The organism is Streptomyces sp. NPDC048411, assembly GCF_040704695.1.
Taxonomy (GTDB): domain Bacteria; phylum Actinomycetota; class Actinomycetes; order Streptomycetales; family Streptomycetaceae; genus Streptomyces.
This window is the reverse complement of record NZ_JBEZKL010000144.1, coordinates 1-18,341: the sequence shown is the minus strand read 5'-3', so window position 1 is coordinate 18,341 and position 18,341 is coordinate 1. Positions and strand designations below refer to the sequence as shown.

Here is an 18,341-nt window from a genome sequence, read left to right as displayed (position 1 = left end):
TCGACCCGGCGAAGGTCGCCACCTCGCGGGAGCAGTTCCCGGCGCTCAAGGACCGACGGCTGGGTCTCGTCCCGCCGTCGTGGACTGAGGCGCCGTAGCCCCACCGGCCGGGGGAAAGACCGTAGGGGCGGTCCGGGACACCGGACCGCCCCTACGGGCGTGTACGAGACCTGCCGCGGGACCGGGCGGGTGCCCGGGCCGCCCGCCATCGGGTCAGCAGAACTCCTCGACGTACAGCAGGGTGCGGCCTTCCCCGGAACGGAACTCGTATCCCTGGAAGGTGCCGAGGTCCGGCGAGTCCAGCCGGTCCTTGATGCGCGCCCACTCCGCCTGCCTGGCCTCGGGCGCGACGGGCCGCAGCACCTCCCCGGCGCCGTCCCCGACGATCATCTCGTCCGCGGATCCGACCAGGCGTTTGACCAGCCGCGGATCCAGCGGCCCGCGCTTCTTCGCCCACCGGCATCCCGAACCGTCCGTCAGCTCCCCCGAGGCGGAAGGCGAAAGGCCCGAACCGGACTCGTACATCCCGGCCGGCTCGACGTCCTGCGGTTCCTCGTCCCGTCCGGTGGCGTGCGGCTGCTTCTTCTTCGGCATGCCACCAGTCTCGCGGCCCCCACCAGAGCGAGCCAAACCAGCACCGGCGGCATCTCGTTCGCGGGCGGTGTGAAGGACTCCGGAGGCCGCGTCGGTAACGCGATCCTGTTCCCCGACAGCAACAACGGCCGTAAGATCCGCAGCCAAGCCTGACCACACCCACTCCCCACCACTGTGCTCCCATCGGCCACCGCACCGGCGGGAGCACAGTCGTTCGTCTGCATCCGGTCGGCGCAGCCGACAAAAGCAGACGTCACAAACATGTGCGGCATCCGAAAGCACCAGCTCAGCGCCACTTCGCACACAACCATGAACGGTAAAACGGACGAGGGGCACATGACCGCCGGGGACATCGGACGGCCCTGGGCGGCGATCCACGACAACAGTCGGATCCCCGTCGACTTCCGGCTGTACCTGACCGCGACGCCGAGGATTCTGGCTTCGCCCCGGCCGCAGCGCGGGAGGGGCGGCCGGGAGCTGATGATCGCTTCGATGGAGGAGGACTCGCTCACGTACGGTCCCAGGATTTTCGATCTTGGGTTGGCGGAGGCGGTGGAGCGGTCGATCCTTGCGGGGTTCGAGATCGACGTGCTGGAGATCCGTGACCCGGATCCGATCCTGGGGCTGTCGAAGGACGCGCTGCGCGGCCGGCGCACGGCCCTGCTCCAGGCCGCGCTCCTGGAGCACACGGCGCAGCAGAACCTGCACACCACCATGGTGTTCCATCAGCGGGTGGAGGAGGCGGCCGCGTTCGCCGAGCAGATGCCTCGCACCGCCGCCGAGCTGTACACCGCCGGGGCATCCGCCGAGGCGCTGGCCGGTGCGGAGGAGCTGCCCGCCTCCTCGATCGACGCCGAGCTGTACGGGCTGGAAGAAGGACGGCACGTGCCCCCGGACCGGGTGTGGGCGGACTGGCTGTGCGGCGACCATCCCATCGCGCACCGGCGTGCGGTGATCCACCGGTTCGCCAACGGCATCAACGCCCAGAACCGGCGGGTACACCGGGCGTTCCTGTCCTCGGTACGGGCCCTCGGGGTCGGCGTCGACATCACCGGACTGCGCGGCGTGGAAGCGGTATGCATCGTCGGCTCCCGCAGCTCCCAGGTCGACGTCGTCCAGAACATCGGACGCGCCCTGCGCCCCAACCCCGACGGCACGACCAAAACCGCACGGATCATCATTCCCGTCTTCCTCCAAGCCGGGGAGGACCCGAAGGACATGATCGCCTCCGCCAGCTACCAGCCCCTCGTCGACATCCTCCAAGCCCTGCGCTCCCACTCGGAACGCATGGTCGACCAACTCGCCTCCCGCGCCCTGACCCGCGGGAAAGAACGCCGGCGCATCCACATCCGCCCCGCCCCCGCGGCTGGGTCGGAGAACGAGGACGGCCAAGAGGCGAGCGATGAGGCGCAGCAGGAGGTCGACCGTGTCACCTCGGTCGTGGTCAACTTCGCCTCCCCCCCTCGTGGCCGAGCGCGCCCCACTTGCCGCCGATCGTGCCCCATACGGGGTGCGCGTCGCTGGCGGCGGACCAGTAGATGGTGCCGCCCGTGAACTCCTGTCGCTTGCCAACGCGGTCGGGGTTGTCCAGCTCGATGTCGGTCGGACAGCCGAGCGGTCCTGTCTCGCGGCCCAGCTCGGTGTACTTTGCGAGGATCGCTCCGCCGACCGGCTTGCCGCAGACGTCATCCGCGGCCGCCGGGGACGCTTGAACGGTAAGAGCGGCGAGGGAGGCAAGGGCGACGATCACGCCCTTGAGCAGGGTGGCCTTTCGCTGTAATGGTCGAGCCGACACTTCCACAAGCGGTTCCCCTCAGTAGTCGGTCATTGGTGATCAAACCGCACAAGCGGTGCGGTCCGGGGACAACGACGCCTGCGCGGGCCTACAGGGTGCGAGTGGGCGAAAGTAGCGGATCAGCTCGTCCTTGCCGATCGTCGGGAAGGAACGCAGGGCCTCCAACTCCTCATCGGAAAACACCCGCGCTGCCATCTGCCCGCCCCTCTCGCTACCGGATTCACTCGTTCAGCTCAACGAGCCACCGGCTCCACAGAAACGGGCCAGGTCAGGGACTACTCCGTTGTTTTCTCGGCGAGTACTACCGGGACCCCGACTTGCCCGAGGCACTGTTGCCTCGGACCACGATCAGGCGCGTGTCGCTGGTCCCCACGGTGCCGTGCGCGGCCTCAGTCACCGCGGCTCACCTGGATGCGGTTCTCGTGGAAGTGCTCCCAGTCCATGACCAGGCGGAAGCGGCGGTGGGCCTCCAGGTGCTCCGCGTCGGCCGGCTCCTCGCCGCGCTGGACACGGGCGTCGCCGGATTTCACGAGCTCCGCGAGAGCGAGCCTGACGTCGTCGACGTCCTGGCCCGTGGCTGCCGCAAGCCGGTCCAGGGAGGTGAGGGTCTCTGTCGGTTCACCCAGATCGTCGACCAGGTGGTCGATGAGGGTGTCGACGAGCGGGCCTGTGCGCATCGTCCAGCGGATCCCGTCGAGGTGCTCGGTGAGTTCGGGGCCCAGGGACAGCAGGTCGCCGGGCAGCGGCAGCACGGTTGGCATCGACCACCGGGTGCCGTCTGGCGTCTCTTCGCGGCGGGCCAGGCCCCACGTCAGGTAGAGCTCGGACAGGTCCCGCACGGTGGTGGGCACCGGGAAGCCGGCTGTCGTCAGCATGGTGCTGAACTGCTCCCAGCGGGCCGCCTCGCATGCCTCGCGGCCCTCCGGCGCGGCCTCGTAGTCCCATTCCTCATCGGGCCAGGAGAAGGTGAGGGGACCGTCGAGGTCGCCGCCGATCATGTCCCAGTGCCCGTCGAAGATCTCGTGCACCAGGTCGTCCAGTGAGCCGGTGAAACCGGGCTGGCACGCCGTCCCGATCAGCATGGTCAGCGGGAAGCCCTGACGGGGCAGGACGTGCTCCCAGCCCGACACCCACCAGTCGTTGTGCATCGCCATGTCCCGGCGCGGCCCGGGCACAGACGCCTTCTCAGTCATCCGCAGCTCTTCCTCGAAAACACCTCGATGCTCGCAGCGTACGCAGCGAGACGCGGCAGGTTCTCACGGACGTCCTACCCACGCCTGGTGGTCGGGGGCTACCCGCAGCTGCTCGCGGAGGCGGCCGCGCAGCACTCCGACGCGCGTGCGGCCCTCCAGGACCTGCAGTCCGCTGTCCACCGAGTCCAGGAGGCGCCGGTCGATGAGGAGCGGCGGGCGCAGCCACGTCCCGTGCTCTTCCCAGTGCCGGCCGATTTCCGGGGGCCGCACCTTGACCCAGTAGACCGGGTCGGCGGCGTAGCTCTCGATGCAGACGGCGTCGCTCTCGCCGGTCGGCATGGCGGGGAAGGCCGCGGCCGGAATCGTCTCCAGCTTCCAGGTGATGGCGCGCAGATCGACGTCTCCATAGTCGTCCACGAAGTGACCGTTGTCGCCGTGGTCGAAGAGGAAGTCCCTCAGGACGTCGTCCGGCCACTGCAGGGCGGCCAGTGCCGGGTCGGCGCGGAAGCGGTCGAAGCTGAGGCCGCCGTCCCGGCGGCGGGCCATCAGCGGGCCGAGGTCGTTGAGCTTCATGTCAGGCACCGCTCTCCAGCGCGTACAGCTCGTAGGGGACGGTTCCGGTCTCGGTGTCTCGGTCGGCCGTGCCGACGCGGGTGAACCCGGCTTTGGCCAGGACGCGGCCGGAGGCGGGGTTGTCGGGGTGGTGCATGGCCTCCAGCCGGTTGAGGCCGGCGGTGGTGAAGGCAACGGAAACGGCCTGGTGGGCGGCGTGGGTGGCGTAGCCGTTGCCCCAGCTGTCGTCCCGGAGGATGTAGCTGATGGTTCCCATGGTCGGGGTGCGGCGGCGCAGGGAGATCAGGCCGATCAGGTCGTCCTCGTGGAGGATGCCCCAGCTCCACTGCGCGCGGGGGGTTTCGGCGGCTCGGGCGAGGGCCGTGCGGATCTTGGCGTGGGCCTGGTCGAGGGTGAGGGGCTGGCCGGTGGTGTGCCGGATGGAGGCCCCGCTGTAGATGCGGGTGAGGGCGGGGGCGTCGTCGAGGGTCAGGGCGCGCAGGGTCACCATGCGGCGGTCAGCTCCTTCGCGGCGGGCCGGTCGGCGGGGTCGGGTGCCAGGCTCGCGGTGATGGCGTCCTCGAACTCGGGGAAGGGCCATGGACGGACGTCGCGCAGCGCGGTGGTGGTGCCCCGGGCGATGGCGGCGAGCTTCTCCAGCCGGTCGAGGTCGTCGTCGTAGGGGACGGGGCGCTGGCCGGTCCAGCACCAGAAGAGGGAGGCGCCCAGGCTCCAGATGTCGGCGTAGGGCTGTGCCTGGATGTGGGCGTCGGCGGGGGTGTCGAGGATCTGTGTGGCGAGCTCGGGGGCGGTGGTGTGGGTGAGGGCTCCCCGGTAGGGGACGCGGCGGCCGTCGCCGGGGCCGCAGGCGAGGGCGTAGTCGATGACGGCGGCGTGACGGTCGTGGGTGACCAGGGTGTTGGTGGGCTGGACGTCGGCGTGGGCCCACCCGGCGGCGTGCATGAGCGCGAGGTGCTCCGTCCAGGTGCGGGCGATTCCCGCGAGCCAAGGGCGAACCGAGCCGCGGTCCCCTTCCGGGCCGCGGGCGAGGGCGAGAGCCCGCCACAGCGGCGCCCCGTCGATCCAGTTGACGGCCAGCCACCGGCCGCCGTCCCATGTCCCGGCGCTCACCCGGTAGTCGGGACTGAGGGCGCCGGCGGCGGTGAGGCGAAGGAGGTGGTCGTCCTCCTGGACCATCTCGGCGGCCTTGTCGCGGGCGTCGTCGCCGTCGGGGTTGTTGGTCTTCAGCGCGACGGCGCGCTTGGGGCCCTGGAGTTTCCAGGCCCGGGAGCCGCGCCGGTCGCTCAGGAGCTGGATGGCGGTGGGCTCGCCGGTGTGTCCGGTGAGGAGGGTGACGGCTTCGCAGGGGGGAGCAGGTGCCTGGCCCATGTGCGGATCTCCGTCCACTCGGTGGGGATGTGCTCGAACACGTCGCGGCCGTCGTCGTCGGCCGCGGCGAGCGCGGCGGCCAGGTCGGGGGTCGCGCTCAGGAAGCGTGGGTCGCGGCGACGGACGGCGGCCGGAGGAACGAGGCGGAGGCGGCCGGGATCCGGTGGCCGGCCGCGGTGACTTCGTCTTCTCCCGCGTAGAACTTGCCGAACATCACCCCGACCGGGCCGTAGAGGTTCTTCAGCACCCAGTGCGGCCAGGCCATCAGGTCACGGTGCCGGGCGCCGGGTACGTCGCCCAGCAGGACGATGTTCTCGCACCGCAGGAGGCCGTGCGGCCGGTTCAGCAAGGGTCGCAGCCACTCCGCGGCCTGGGCGCCCGCGTAGAAGAGCTCCGCCTGGACGGCTTCGGCGTCGCCGTCGGCGCGGTAGACCGTCCAGGCCGTCAGACCCCGCTGGAGGGAAGGGGCCAGGTAGGGGCAGTGGGCGGTCATCTGCCGCGCGTAGTCGCCGATGTCCACCGAGGTCGGCCGGGTGGTGCTGGCCTCAACGAGGCGCAGCGCCCCGGCAGTGGGCCGGGGCGCAGCGCTGGTGCGGCCGGTGGTCACCGGCGGGCGGTCTCCGGCTGGTCCGGGGCGACGTCGTCGCCGTCGCCGCCGGCGGGACCGCCGTCCCACTCGGCTACCACGGTGCCGGTCTCGCGGTAGCGGGCGACGGCGGCCTGGTCGACGGTGCCGTCGGCGTCGGTGAACCAGATCTCCGGCAGCGGCCCGTACGCCTCCTCGTAGCCAGCGACCCAGGCGATCGGGCCGTGGCCGTTGTTCGCGACGCGCCGGATCGGCTGCCCGGCGGTCTCCAGGCAGAGGACGTCGTACTCGGGGGTGCCGAGCAGGAGCGGGTGCGCCAAAAAAGGGCGGCGAAGCAGGACGGAACGGGCATGGTGCCGGAGACGGGGCTGAGCGGGAAGAGCGCCGCCGCGTCCGTCGGAGGCGAGGACTCCGCCTGAAGCAAGCCCTGCTTGGCAGGTCCCGCGGCGGGCTGACCGGCAAGATTCACCTCTCTGCCGACCGGAAGCGGCGGCCTCTCTCGTTCGTCCTGACCGCTGGGCAGGCCGCGGACAGCCCGCAGTTCGTCCCCGTCCTGAACAAGATCCGCGTCCGTCTGCCGGTCGGCCGGCCCCGCACCCGGCCGGGCGCAGTTGCCGCGGACAAGGCCTACTCGTCTCGCGCCAACCGCGCCTACCGCGCCTACCTGCGGAAACGCCATATCAAGGCGGTCATCCCGGAAAAGAAGGACCAGGCCGCCAACCGAAAGAAGAAGGGCCGCCGGGGCGGTCGGCCGCGCAACTCCGTCGAACGCCTGATCAACCGGCTGAAGGACTGGCGCGGCATCGCCACGCGCTTCGACAAGACGCCCGAGAGCTACCTCGCCGGCCTCGAACTCCGTGCCTCGATGATCTGGCTCGAAGATCTCCTGCGAGCAGCCGATTGATCGCGACATCACACGGACCCTAGCTCGCTCAGTCACAACCTGTGACTGAGCGTTGCAGTCGGCCAGTTGAGCGTGCGGGCGGGCAGGTTGGCGCGAGCCCGCGCCGACCGGCAGATTTCCGGTGTTCTCGCGGCCGGTTCAACCGCATTGCGGTGAGGTGGTCGGTCTTGCCCCGCCGCAGCCGCCAGCGCGGGCAGGGCTACTTTCTACCCGTCGTCTTTGTCTCGGCCGTCTTCGAAGACGAAGAGTGGCTTGGTGCCATGTGCGGGTGTTTCAGCGAGCGAGATGGCTTCAGTGAAGCGCTCGAGCGGGAACGGCTGGCCTTGGGGGATACTCAGCACTTCATCAGCGACGAGACTGCGAACCGTGGACAGCGCGCGCAGCGCATCATCAGGCGAGGCCGTGCCGAACCAGCGGTTCAGCCAGAAACCACGGACTGCTTTGGTCTCGTAGATGACCGAGCGCGCCTGCAGCGGGATCGTCAGCGCTGCCGGGTCGGTCTGCCGATGGGTAGAGAGCGCGCCGTAGACCACGACCTCTCCTCCCGGAGCCAATGCCTGGGACACCTGGGCACCCACGGGTCCTGCAACACAGTCGATGGCTTTGCGCACGCCGGCCGGTCCTGCCACCTCCGCCACACGCTGCAACAGGTCCTCGTCCTCGGTACAAATGACCTCGTCACCACCAAGCGCTTTGATCTCCTCAACGGCAGCGCGCCGCCGCACGACATTGATCGTGCGAATACCGAGATGCCTGGACAGCTGAATGACGAGCCGGCCGACGGTGGAACCCGCGGCTGTCTGCAACAGCCATTCACCCGGCTGTACGTCGAGTTCGCGGGTCACGAGGAGCAGCGCCGTCAACGGGTTGACGGCGAGTTGACAGGCGCTGGAGTCGCTCAGATGGCCGGGGACCGGCAGGAGCCTTTGGGTATCGGCAACAAGGTATTCCTGCCAAGTGCCTGCCACATGGGGCCCGGGTACCGCCGGGACTGCGGAGACCACCACGCGCTCGCCGGTCTCTAGTCCCTCGGTATCCGGGCCCAGGGACTCGATGCGGCCCACGCATTCCATGTGACCCCCGACAGTGGGAAAGTCGGGGGCGAAACCGTAGCGGCCACGCAGCACGTGCAGGTCGCTGGCGTGAATCGGAGTCGCCTTCACACGGATCAACGCCTGACCGACTTTTGGCGTGGGAACAGGCCGGGATTCCAGCCGCAGGACATCCGCGGGTTCGCCGACCTTTTCGGCTACGAGCGCGCGCATGGATCGAGGCATAAGTGACCTTTCCTCTCTCAGTGCCCGACGAACTCGGCCGGGCGTTCCCGACAGGAACGGTGCTGGTGCCGGTATCTCAGTCGGCGTCCCAGGCTCTGGACCCGCTCCTTCCCATTGAAACCGGCCCCGCCCCTCTGGGCAGTTACCGACTCGCTCGGCATGATCATGTAAGCACTGGGGTCGTGCGACCTACTGAGGCCCGTGATCAGGACCGTTCGTGCAGCGCGCCGCTCTGAGTGCAGGTTATGAATCTGTCCCTTCGGGATCGCCATGAGTCTGCTGCGACGCCGGAGGAACCGTCGCGACGATGGTAGGACGGCTCCCTCCCGCCTGCGGAGCTGCCTTCGTCGGAACGCCCGAGTACATCGGTGATTTCCCTCAATCGGGTTGTGTCCAGAGGGGGTTGGGCGACCGCGTCGGCGGCCTCCTTCCAGTGTGACGTACTGGACGCGGCCACGAGGACGTCCGTCACTCCTGGGCAGGACGAGGTGGCCAGGATGCACGCCTGTGCGGGTGTCAGGCCCGGCTGTATGAGGTCGGCGAGTTCTTGGTCGACGATGCTGGACAGTTCGCCGCCGTGCAGCGGCGCGGAGGCCATCACCCGCAGTCCCCTCGACGCGGCCAGCACGTGACCATCTGGTCGGCGATGGTGTGAAGCGTTTCGCGTGGCACACCCGAAGCGGCCTGGACGGCGAGTCCTTGGACGACCGTGACCAGGAGCCGCGCGAGGGCCGAGAGGTCGGAGCCGGGAGGCAGACCGTCGGCGCCGGAGAAGGACCGCAGCCGGTCGGCCAGGGACTTCACCCCGTCCTCCCGAAGCCTGGTCAGGTATTCCCGCACCGAGGCCGAGCGAGGGTTGACGGCGAGCGCGCCCTGCACGATCAGGCAGCCGTGCGGGGTGCGGTCGCCGGTGACCGCCTCCACGGCGGAGTGCAGGAAAGTGCGCGCCAGTGCCTCGGCCGTCGGCTGGTCGAGGGCGGCCTGCATGTAGGCCCCGGGACCGGCCATATAGCGTTCGACGACTGTGCGGAAGAGGGTCTCCTTGTCGCCGAACGCCGCGTAGATGCTGGGGGCGCTCATCCCCATGGCCGCGGTGAGGTGGGACATGGCGGTGCCCTCGTAGCCCTGGGTCCAGAAGGTCAGCATGGCCGCGTTCAGCGCCAGCTCGGGATCGTAGCTGCGAGGTCGACCACCCGGCATGAACCTCTCCTGCCCTTCTCTCGCCCGCTGGCGCCTCGGCCGCCCGTTCGAAGCTGGGCCCTCCCGCAGCCTACCGAGGCGCAGTGTTGACACGTCGTCATGGGCTCGGAATAGTTTATTAACGATCGTTAGGATACTGCTGCTCGGTAGTGAGGAGAGCCATGAGTCTGATCGATCCCTACGCGACGGACCCCCGGTACACGAAGAGAAGCGCGATCTACGTTCCCTCCGGGCAGGGGGAGACCGCCTGGGTGTTCGCCGACACTTACACCCTCAAGGTCGGCGGACAGGAGACCAATGGGGCGCTGACGTTCCTGGAGGCGACGGTGCCGCCCGAAGGGGGACCCGCACCGCACGTCCACAACGATCACGACGAGGCGTTCTACGTGATCTCCGGGGAGTTGGAGTTCCTCAACGGCGACGAAACCGTGACCGCCGGAGCGGGCGGATTCTTCTTCGTCCCGCGGGGTACTCGGCACCGCTTCCGCAACCGCGGTTACCACGCTGCCAAGATGATCTTCTTCTTCACTCCGGGCGGCATGGAGGAACTGCTCCTCGCCGACGCCACACCGGCCGAGCCGGGGGTGGCGCCGCCCATCCGGGAGCTCAGCATCGGGGAGCCCCCGACGGAGCTGATGGAGCGTTACGCCACGGAGATCCTCCCCGACCCCAGCTAGAACCTCCGCGGTGACGGAGCCGCCCGCGCGACGCGATCCCGCACGGCCTGGGCGGCCGGGCTCCATCGGTGCCGCCCAGGCGGACACTTCTCCTTTGCACACCCGACGGCCGGTACATTCCCGCAGGAGAGCACACATGCCCACCGAACCCGAACCATCCGAATCTTTCGAGCATGGCTTCGCCCATGTCAACGGAGTCCGTCTGCACTATGTGAGCAGCGGTTCGGGCGAACCGCTCGTACTGCTCCCAGGCTGGCCCCGCACCTGGTGGCAATACCGCACGATGATCCCCCTGCTCGCGCAGCACTTTCGGGTGATCGTCTGTGAATACCGGGGAATGGGCGAGTCCCAAAAGCCCGAATCGGGGTACGACAAGGCCACCATGGCACGCGACGTCCACGAACTCGTCCGGCACCTGGGCTATGAACGGGTCAACGTCGCGGGCGAGGACGTCGGATCCTGGATCGCCTACTTCTTCGCCGCCCAATTCCCCGAGAGCACCGCAAGACTGGCGATGTGGGAGCCGGGGGCACCGACGAGCAAACTGGGGGACCTTCCCGCCCTGCCCGCGCCGAATGGGTTGAACGCGTGGCACCTGGGCTTCAACCAGCTCGACGAGCTTCCCGAGCGACTGCTCGCGGGCCGCTACCGGACCCTCGTCGACTGGTCCGCCGATCAGCTCACCGTCGCCCCCGAGGCCATCGACGAGAAGAGCCGGGAGATCTACACCCGAGCCTACGACTCCGTCGACGCGATCCGTGCGGTGGCCGGCTGGTACCGGACACTCCGCGAAGACCTGCGAGTCGCGGCCGACTTCCCCAAGCTGGCCATGCCGGTCCTGGTGCCCGGCGGCCGCTACCTCGGACTCTCCCGCGCCTCGAACGAAGACCTGGCGACCGACATCCGGTTCGTCGAGATCCCCGACGCCGGCCACTTCCTCTCGGAGGAAAAGCCAGAGCTGCTGAGCCGCGAACTGATCAGCTTCTTCAAGGCCCGAGCAGACGCGGCGCCACCAGTCCCCCCGTCCCCCATCAGCCCGGAGCGCCACGGAGGCGCATGAGTGATGGCTGGGGAGGATGTTGTCCCGGTCGCTGTCGTTGCTGGCCAGGTACAGGGCGAAGCCCCAGGTGTGCAGGACGCCGGTGAAGCGCAGGCGGCACGACGTGGGCGTCGCGGACCCGGGTGGCGAGCACCCGCCGCGGAGCGCCGTTCAGTCCGAGGGTCGCCGACGCGGCGGTCTTCCCGTCCGTCCTGTCGGCGAATACCGTCACCACGGTGTACGTCGTGCTCGCATGCACCACGGACCTATCGCATACCCGCCACTGAAGGCACCGTTCCGAGAGGAAGCCGGCATGAGTGTGCTGTGCACCAGGTTCACCGAGAGGTTCGCCGTCCCGTACCCGTTCGTCTGCGCCGGGATGGCCTTCGCGGGTGGTACCGCAGAACTGGCGGTCGCCGTCTCCCGAGCGGGTGGTGTCGGCGCGGTGGGTGCCGGGCTGCTGCCCCCGGACCGGCTCCGGCAGGCGATCCAGGAGATCCGGAGGAGGGCGGGAGAAGCTCCGTTTCACATCAACCTGATCACGTATTTCGACAACACCGACCTCGTGCGCGTCTGCGTCGAGGAGCAGGTGCCGATCGTCTCCTTCCACTGGGGCCATCCGCCAGCCGGCCAGCTCCAGCAGTTGCGCGAGGCCGGGATCTCGGTGTGGGAGCAGGTCGGCTCCGCCGACGCGGCCGAGCGTGCCGTCGACGACGGCGTGGAGGTCGTCGTCGCCCAGGGCTGGGAGGCCGGCGGGCACAACTACGGCGGTCTGCCGACCATGGTCGGTGTGCCCGCCGTCGTGGACGCCGTGGGAGACCGGGCCCTGGTCCTCGCCGCGGGCGGAATCACCGACGGGCGTCAGGTCGCCGCGGCCCTGTGCCTGGGCGCCGACGGTGTGTGGGTGGGTACCCGCCTGGTCGCCTCGCGCGAAGCGCAGGTCCATCCCGAGCACCACCGCCGCCTGGTTGCGGCGCTGGGCGAGGACACCGTACGCACCGGGATCTTCGGCCCTGAGTGGCCGGAGTTCAATCCGATGCGGGTGCAGCGCGACCGGGTGGTGTCCGAGTGGAACGACCGGCTGGCCGAGGTGCCGACCGTCCGTGGCGGACTCGAACAGGTCGGTACCACAGTCTTCCAGGGAGAAGAGACCGTGCTGCGGAAGTTCAACGTGCTACCGCCCGTGCCCGCCACCGAAGCCGACTGGGAGGAGATGCCCTGGCTGATGGGGCAGGGCGTCGGCCTCGTGCACGACATCCGGCCCGCCGGGGACATCGTCCGTGACGTGATGGACCAGGCCGAACGTGTCCTGACCCGGTGGCAGCGCTGAGGTGGACGGCCGCACGGCGACGGGCCGGGTCGTGACGCCCTCCTGCCCTTCCCCGCCGGTCACCGGCTTCCCGTACGAACGGCCGGCCGTCCGGGCCGACCGAAGCGCCCGTCTCCTGGTCGACGGCGGACAGAGCGCCGGCCATTGACCCCGTCTTGACCAGATCACGAAGCGTCGGCATCTCACGTCGGTGGCGCTCGGTTCCCTGGTGTCCTGCTGAACGGATCGGAGAAGCCCTTGACCACTTCCGCTTTTGAGTTCTCACCGTCCCAGTTCCTCAAAGACGTCAAGTTCACGGCGGACCTCCTCGACGCCGACTTCTCGGATCCTGTGACACAGCGGGTCCTGGACCTGTATGCGCGAAGCTTTCGGGAGGGGGGCGGTGCTGTGGCGAACCACGGACAAGCCCCGTGGGGCGCTCAACTACCGCTTCTACGAGAGGAAGCAGACGGATACCGTCGGAACGGCCGTCCGTGGCGGGCTGCTGCGGGCGAACTGTGCGACTTCGATACCGCGCTGGGGCTCGTTAAGACATGGGTATATCTGGGTGGTCTGCGCCCGGTGGAGGAAGTACTCGGCGTTCGGGGCGTTCCTTGGTCCATCCGGCGGCACGAGCGCCGCTTCCGCGAGTTGGGGCTGGTTTCCGTCCGGCATGTCGCGGTGGATTACCAGCACGACACGGCCACTCTGTACTTCCGTACAGGCAGCGGCATCACACCAGAAGAGTGCGAGCGTCTCCTCTCCCTGACGGAAAGCGGCCCGCCGGACACGACCGTGTTCGACGACATGGCCAACTTCACGGTGCCGGACGGCTACACCTTCTCCGTGACGATGTGGATCGGCACCGGCGATGTGGAACGCGTCGTCTTCTACGCGCTACGCCTTCCCGCCGGACGGTTCCCCCGGGTCGGCGAGAGGCTGGCCGCCTTCTTCGCGTCGGCCCCGTCCCACGACGACGACGAAATGAACGCCGTGGCCTGGTCGTTCGGCAAGGAGAACAACTATCTGAAGGCGGAACGCAGTTACTGTGGGCGCCTTGTGTCCCTTATGAGGGAATGGAACAGCCCCATGACCGACCTGCCCAGAAAACCGTGAGCACGGACAATGCTCCCGCGGAAATCCCCCCGGCTTCTCGGCCCGAGAGCCAGCGTGGCGTCCAGGGCGGGCCGTTGTACGAGGCCGGCGTCCTCGGCCACGGGAGACATGGAGAGCGTGAACGACTCCGCCTGCTCGAACAGCTGAGCGATCCCACCACCATCGGCATTTTCGAGGGATTGGGGGTCGAGCCGGATTGGCGCTGTGCCGAAGTCGGAGCGGGCAGCGGCTCCATCGCCCGATGGCTGGCGTCGCGCTGCCCGCAGGGACACGTGGTTGCCACGGATCTGGATCTCGGGCTTCTCCAGGAGATACCCCCGCGCGCCAATCTCTTCATACTCCGGCACGACGTGGTCGAGGAGGACTTCCCGGCCGGATCCCTGAATCTCGTCCACGCTCGGGCCGTGCTGACCCATCTCCCGGCCCCGGAAAGAGTCTTGGGCCGGATGACATCATGGCTCGCGCCCGGAGGGTGGGCGGTGATCGAGGACCCGACCTATCTGCCGCCCGAAGCCTCGGCCTACCCCGAATTCGCCTTGCTGCTGCGGGGGTGCGAGAGGCTCCTGGAACTGACTCAGGGCACGGACAGCTCATGGGCCAAGCGCACACCCGCCGCGATGGCAGCCTCGGGGCTGACCAACATCCGGATGTCGATCAGGACCTCGGTGTGCGGGAACGGCGACAAGGAGGACGACTACTGGCGCCTCTGCTTCGAACGGGCCGCTCCAGCACTCATGGAAACCGGACTGATGACCGTGGAGGAGATCGAGCGAGGCATCGAACACCTGGACCGACCCGACTTCAACGACGTGGCCTGGATGGTCGTCTCCTGCTGGGGCCAACTCCCGCACCCACACTGACGACAGTGCCCCTCACCCTACCGACGGAGCCCGGGGCGGGGACTGTGCGGCGGCCGGTCGGCGGCTGCCCGTTTACCGCCTCGGCCGCGGGGACGCCGGACGGGCCGGGCGTCAGCCGGGTCCGTCTCCGGCGGTCGCGACGCGTCGGAACGTTGCGGTGAGTTCAGTCAGGTCCTGGCCGCTGGAGTGGTCGACGAGGCGTCGTCGCACGCTGACCAGGAACGCCGGCCATGCCTGTTCGAGGCGGACGAGGCTGGCTTCCGTCAGAACGGCGTTCCAACCTCGCCCGTCCTGGGCGCACTTGGCACGCTCGACCCAGCCCTGCTCCAGTCGGGTGACGACACGAGTCATCCCGCTCAGGGAAAGGTTGCAGGCCGCGGCCAGCTCGTGCATCCGCATCGACCCCTCCGGCGCCTCGGACAGGTGCATCAGGGGGTGTATTCGGAGAGCGGCAGCCCGGCCTCCCGCACGATGTCGGCGTCGACTGCGTGAGGGAGTGCCAGCATGACGCGGCTCAGCTCTCGGGTTGGCGCTGTCACGTTGGCTGAGCGGGTGGGATGATCTTCTGGTTGACCATGCGGGAGGGGTTGTCCGTGGACAGCGCGTCGCCGTCGTACAAGGGGCACCGGTACCCGGTGGAGATTATCGCCCTGAAGCTCCCCCCGCAGCCTAAACACCCGCTGTCCAGGCCCCGGGGGGAACTTCAAAGCGGTGAAGGCCAGCAGTTCGTGCTGGGCCGCGTCGAGATGCTCAGCAGCCTTGGGGAACTTGGCCTCCAAGGCGTCCAGGACGTGCCGCATCTGGGCCTGGACGGCATCGGTAACGGGCTGTTCGACGACCGTCCGCAGCAGGGTCGCCACCCACGGCTGAGCCCGTTTCGGCACCTGATTGAGCAGGTTGCGGGCGTAATGGGTGCGGCAGCGCTGCCAGGAAGCACCGGGCAGCACGGCGCCGATCGCGTCGACCAGGCCGGCATGGGCGTCGGAGACGACCAGCTGGACGCCGGACAGGCCGCGGGCGATCAGTGAGCGCAGGAAAGCCAGCCAGCCGGCACCGGCCTCGCAGGTGGCGACGTCCAGGCCGAGGATCTCGCGGTGGCCGTCCGCGTTGACGCCGACCGCGATCAGCGCGTGGACGTTGATGATCCGGCCGCCCTCGCGGACCTTCTGGGTCAGCGCGTCCACCCAGACGAACGCATACGGGCCTGCGTCCAGGGGCCGGTTACGGAACGCGGCGACCTGCTCGTCCAGATTCCGGGCCATCGCGCTGACCTGGGACTTCGACAACTAGGTGACGCCGAGGGACTCCGCGAGTTTCTCGACCCGGCGGGTGGAGACGCCGAGCAGGTAGGCGGTGGCGACCACGCTGATCAGGGCCTGTTCGGCCCGACGGCGCCGTTCCAGGAGCCAGTGCGGGAAGTAACTCCCGGACCTGAGCTTGGGGATGGCCAGTTCGACGGTGCCGGCGCGGGTGTCCCACTCGCGTGGGCGGTAGCCGTTGCGGTGGTTGACGCGCTCATCGCTGACCTGCCCGTATTCGGCGTTGTAGAGGGCGTCCGCCTCGGCGGACGTGAGCGCGTCGGCGAACGTCTTGATCAGTCCTGGTCGGGCACGAGTACCGCGCGACCGACCAGCCGTCCCTGCTCGAAGTCCTCGTACGCCTGCTGAGCCGCGCTGAGCGGATAGCGATCCACCAGGATCTTGAGCCGGCCCAGCGCCGCCAGGCCGATGACCTCTTGCAGGGCGATGCTGCCGCCGTTCAGGCTGGTCGCCAGCTGGGCGCCCGGCGGCACCTTGTAGAAGTCGAAGGGAACCGAGCCGCCGGCGGCCCCGACCATGGTGAGGCTGCCCCGCCAGGAGAGCGCGGCAGGACGCCGCCGAACAATCATTAGCCTCAACCCCCGGCCATGGGCCGGGGGTTGAGGCATTTCTGCGTTCAGTGTCGCTTGTACTTCTTCAGGAACTTCCACACCACGTCGGTCGCGTTGAGTGCGTAGTCGGCATCGTCCGGCCATTCATGGCCCATGCCCTCGATGACGTAGCTGTGCACCCGACTTCCGTCCGCGCACCTCGACATGATGGCCGTGTATTCGCCCGGCTTGTTCACCCGGTCGGTGGTCACACAGCCCAGCCGTTCCCGCCACGTCGCGATGCCGGCCTGGAAGTAGGGGCTCCACAGATCCTCGGAGCCGACGATCGTGATGACCGGGACCGGCCTGGACGGCACATACCCCGGGTCCTCCGTGAGCGGGCCCGTGTAGCCGCCGCTGACCGGGGCAACGGCGGCGAAGACGCCGGAGCGTTCCACGGCCAGGCGGAACGACATGTCCGCGCCGTTCGAGAAGCCCGTGGCGTAGACCCGGGAGGGGTTGGCGTCCCAGCCGTCGACCAGGCGGCCCACCATCGCGGTGATGAAGCCGACGTCGTCCTCGCTGCCGCAGCAGACCAGGGCGTTGTATCCGCCGTCGAGGCCCTGTGGGTAGGCCACAAGGAAGTTGTGGCTGTCCGCGCGCTTGCTGAAGCCTGTGTAGGCCTCAATGCCCTCCGCGGTGCCCGGGGACCAGTGCATCACCACGACGAGGGGGAGTTTCTTGCCGGGGGTGTAGCCCGGCGGTGTGTGGAGTTTGAAGGTCCGGTCCTTGCCCTGCCAGGTGAGGGAGAGGTTGTGTTCTCCCCCGGTCGCCGCGGGCGCGGTGGCAGCCGCCGCCGGGCCGGCGGCCAGGCCGAGCGCGATGAGCGCCACGCTGATGGCGAGGGCTGACCAGCGCCGTATATGGGGGCGTTGTCGCCTTGTGTTGGTCATGAAGGGAAGGGTGCGGGCGGAAGAGGGACGAGTCCAGACCTTGGGCGGTCACAACCCCGCAGCCCGGCCGACCCAGAGCGGCGAGGACGGCGGGCACATCCGCGGTCCAGACGGCCGGGTCGACGTCGACCAGGCGGTGCGGCACGATGGCGTAACCGTTGGCGCCGGCATCCTCAGCGGCGGCCAGTGCAGGTGTGTGGCCAGGCCAGCCGCCCGCGTCCTCCCCTCGCACGTACGGTGGGCAGTCGACGCGGGGTTCCCCTAGCCGCATGCACCTGCGACCATCTTGTCTCGTTCGCATGCGTATTGGGGGTGTTGCGTGACATCAGTGCAGAGCAACGACCAGCGGCTGCTCGACCGCATCCTGGATGATCAGCACCGCCGGCTGGCCCCGAATCAGGGGCGGGATGATTTTTTCACTTTCTTCGCCGCTGACAAGGCGTTGCAGGACTGGGATCTCGACAACGACGAGATCACAGACGGCATCGTGGACGGTGCGCACGACTGCGGTATCGACGGCATCTGGTCCTTCGTCGACGGCCGTTACGTCACCGCCGATGCTCACCAGTACCTGGCCTGGCGCTGTCACGTTGTTGAGCGAGAGGTGTCCTGAGGGTGTGTAGGGGTGTGGTGGAGCCGGGTTCCGTCGCTGTGGTCAGGGTGTGGTGGGCAGGCCGACGGTGGCGGTGATCTGCTCCCAGATCGCGAAGCGGATGGTCATCTCGGCTCGGTAGTCGGGTGCGGTCATGAAGTGGCGGCGGGGCCGGAAGTGGGGTGAGATGCCGCTGAACGCGGACAGGAATCGTTGTGCCCCGTCGGCGGAGCGGAAGCCTTTCATCGCGCGTTCGCGCTGGCGGGTGGGCTGGTGGCTGTTCTCGGCCCGGTTGTTCAGGCCTTTGTGGGAGCGGTGCTCGACGGAGGGCATGACCTCGCGGTGGGCGGCGCCGTAGGAACGGAGCTTGTCCGTGACGATCACCCTGGGCACCGCACCGGTTCTTTTGAGAAGACGTCGGAAGAAGCGCCGGGCCGCGGCCTTGTCCCGGCGGGA

At 68.8% G+C, this 18,341-nt stretch carries 18 protein-coding genes and 5 pseudogenes; 8 read left to right on the top strand and 15 right to left on the bottom strand.

All coding sequences use genetic code 11. The annotated features are described in order from the left end of the window. Positions 1-213: 213 nt before the first annotated feature. Complete coding sequence (locus AB0915_RS32920) at positions 214-594, bottom strand: hypothetical protein (RefSeq protein ID WP_366694549.1); 381 nt, start codon at positions 592-594, stop codon at positions 214-216. A gap of 324 nt (positions 595-918) precedes the next feature. Here AB0915_RS32920 and AB0915_RS32915 point away from each other — a divergent pair. Further along, positions 919-1,947, top strand: a pseudogene (locus AB0915_RS32915) (helicase); the annotation flags it as partial. 91 nt (positions 1,948-2,038) lie between these two features. Here AB0915_RS32915 and AB0915_RS32910 read toward each other — a convergent pair. The 7 genes and pseudogenes from AB0915_RS32910 to AB0915_RS32880 form a co-directional block, all read right to left on the bottom strand. Beyond that, positions 2,039-2,344, bottom strand: a complete 306-nt coding sequence (locus AB0915_RS32910; protein WP_366694548.1) for a hypothetical protein — start codon at positions 2,342-2,344, stop codon at positions 2,039-2,041. Positions 2,345-2,778: 434 nt separating this feature from the next. Then, positions 2,779-3,582 (bottom strand): DUF6042 family protein, encoded by an 804-nt coding sequence (locus AB0915_RS32905; RefSeq protein ID WP_366694547.1) that lies wholly within the window; start codon positions 3,580-3,582, stop codon positions 2,779-2,781. 63 nt (positions 3,583-3,645) lie between these two features. Further along, positions 3,646-4,155 (bottom strand): hypothetical protein, encoded by a 510-nt coding sequence (locus AB0915_RS32900; protein ID WP_366694546.1) that lies wholly within the window; start codon positions 4,153-4,155, stop codon positions 3,646-3,648. A 1-nt stretch (position 4,156) separates the two neighbouring features. Then, on the bottom strand, positions 4,157-4,645 hold the full coding sequence (locus AB0915_RS32895; RefSeq protein WP_366694545.1) for a GNAT family N-acetyltransferase: 489 nt from the start codon (positions 4,643-4,645) through the stop codon (positions 4,157-4,159). Continuing rightward, positions 4,639-5,523 (bottom strand): hypothetical protein, encoded by an 885-nt coding sequence (locus AB0915_RS32890; RefSeq protein WP_366694544.1) that lies wholly within the window; start codon positions 5,521-5,523, stop codon positions 4,639-4,641. The genes AB0915_RS32895 and AB0915_RS32890 overlap by 7 nt, the downstream gene beginning before the upstream one ends. Next, positions 5,439-6,130 (bottom strand): annotated as a pseudogene (locus AB0915_RS32885) (hypothetical protein). Before AB0915_RS32885 ends, AB0915_RS32890 begins: the two are co-directional and overlap by 85 nt. Continuing rightward, on the bottom strand, positions 6,127-6,429 hold the full coding sequence (locus tag AB0915_RS32880; RefSeq protein WP_366694543.1) for a hypothetical protein: 303 nt from the start codon (positions 6,427-6,429) through the stop codon (positions 6,127-6,129). Before AB0915_RS32880 ends, AB0915_RS32885 begins: the two are co-directional and overlap by 4 nt. 59 nt (positions 6,430-6,488) lie before the next feature. Between AB0915_RS32880 and AB0915_RS32875 the strand changes: the two are divergent. After that, positions 6,489-7,013, top strand: a pseudogene (locus tag AB0915_RS32875) (IS5 family transposase); the annotation flags it as partial. Between the two features lie 206 nt (positions 7,014-7,219). On the opposite strand, the gene AB0915_RS32870 reads toward AB0915_RS32875, so the two are convergent. Both AB0915_RS32870 and AB0915_RS32865 read right to left on the bottom strand, forming a co-directional pair. Then, positions 7,220-8,278: a zinc-dependent alcohol dehydrogenase family protein gene (locus tag AB0915_RS32870; protein WP_366694542.1), complete on the bottom strand. Its 1,059-nt coding sequence runs from the start codon at positions 8,276-8,278 to the stop codon at positions 7,220-7,222. Positions 8,279-8,887: 609 nt separating this feature from the next. Continuing rightward, positions 8,888-9,490, bottom strand: a complete 603-nt coding sequence (locus AB0915_RS32865; protein WP_366694541.1) for a TetR/AcrR family transcriptional regulator — start codon at positions 9,488-9,490, stop codon at positions 8,888-8,890. Between the two features lie 161 nt (positions 9,491-9,651). Between AB0915_RS32865 and AB0915_RS32860 the strand changes: the two genes are divergently transcribed. The 5 genes and pseudogenes from AB0915_RS32860 (at position 9,652) to AB0915_RS32840 (ending at position 14,491) form a co-directional block, all read left to right on the top strand. Next, a complete protein-coding gene (locus AB0915_RS32860; protein WP_366694540.1) occupies positions 9,652-10,167 on the top strand; it encodes a cupin domain-containing protein in 516 nt (171 codons plus the stop codon). Positions 10,168-10,303: 136 nt separating this feature from the next. Beyond that, positions 10,304-11,227 (top strand): alpha/beta hydrolase, encoded by a 924-nt coding sequence (locus tag AB0915_RS32855; protein WP_366694539.1) that lies wholly within the window; start codon positions 10,304-10,306, stop codon positions 11,225-11,227. Positions 11,228-11,519: 292 nt separating this feature from the next. Then, the gene (locus AB0915_RS32850; protein WP_366694538.1) at positions 11,520-12,536 is read left to right on the top strand and encodes a nitronate monooxygenase; all 1,017 of its coding nucleotides are present in this window, start codon (positions 11,520-11,522) and stop codon (positions 12,534-12,536) included. Positions 12,537-12,891: 355 nt separating this feature from the next. Then, positions 12,892-13,631 (top strand): annotated as a pseudogene (locus tag AB0915_RS32845) (aromatic prenyltransferase). Continuing rightward, a complete protein-coding gene (locus tag AB0915_RS32840; RefSeq protein ID WP_366694537.1) occupies positions 13,628-14,491 on the top strand; it encodes a methyltransferase domain-containing protein in 864 nt (287 codons plus the stop codon). The pseudogene AB0915_RS32845 and the gene AB0915_RS32840 overlap by 4 nt, the downstream one beginning before the upstream one ends. 111 nt (positions 14,492-14,602) lie before the next feature. Here the strand turns inward: AB0915_RS32840 and AB0915_RS32835 are convergent, their stop codons facing one another. The 4 genes and pseudogenes from AB0915_RS32835 to AB0915_RS32820 form a co-directional block, all read right to left on the bottom strand. Beyond that, entirely contained in the window at positions 14,603-14,920 is a 318-nt protein-coding gene (locus AB0915_RS32835; protein ID WP_366694536.1) for a MarR family transcriptional regulator, read from the bottom strand. Beyond that, positions 14,920-16,092: pseudogene (locus AB0915_RS32830) on the bottom strand (IS256 family transposase); the annotation flags it as partial. The gene AB0915_RS32835 and the pseudogene AB0915_RS32830, both read right to left, overlap by 1 nt. Continuing rightward, positions 16,086-16,328: a zinc-binding dehydrogenase gene (locus AB0915_RS32825; protein WP_366694550.1), complete on the bottom strand. Its 243-nt coding sequence runs from the start codon at positions 16,326-16,328 to the stop codon at positions 16,086-16,088. The pseudogene AB0915_RS32830 and the gene AB0915_RS32825, both read right to left, overlap by 7 nt. Positions 16,329-16,426: 98 nt before the next feature. Next, positions 16,427-17,293 carry a PHB depolymerase family esterase gene (locus AB0915_RS32820; RefSeq protein WP_366694535.1) on the bottom strand — a complete coding sequence of 289 codons (867 nt, stop codon included), beginning with the start codon at positions 17,291-17,293 and terminating at the stop codon, positions 16,427-16,429. Between the two features lie 328 nt (positions 17,294-17,621). Between AB0915_RS32820 and AB0915_RS32815 the strand changes: the two genes are divergently transcribed. Then, on the top strand, positions 17,622-17,906 hold the full coding sequence (locus AB0915_RS32815; RefSeq protein WP_366694534.1) for a hypothetical protein: 285 nt from the start codon (positions 17,622-17,624) through the stop codon (positions 17,904-17,906). Between the two features lie 42 nt (positions 17,907-17,948). On the opposite strand, the gene AB0915_RS32810 is transcribed toward AB0915_RS32815, so the two are convergent. Continuing rightward, on the bottom strand, positions 17,949-18,341 hold a 393-nt coding region (locus AB0915_RS32810), incomplete at its 5' end, for a DDE-type integrase/transposase/recombinase (RefSeq protein WP_366694533.1).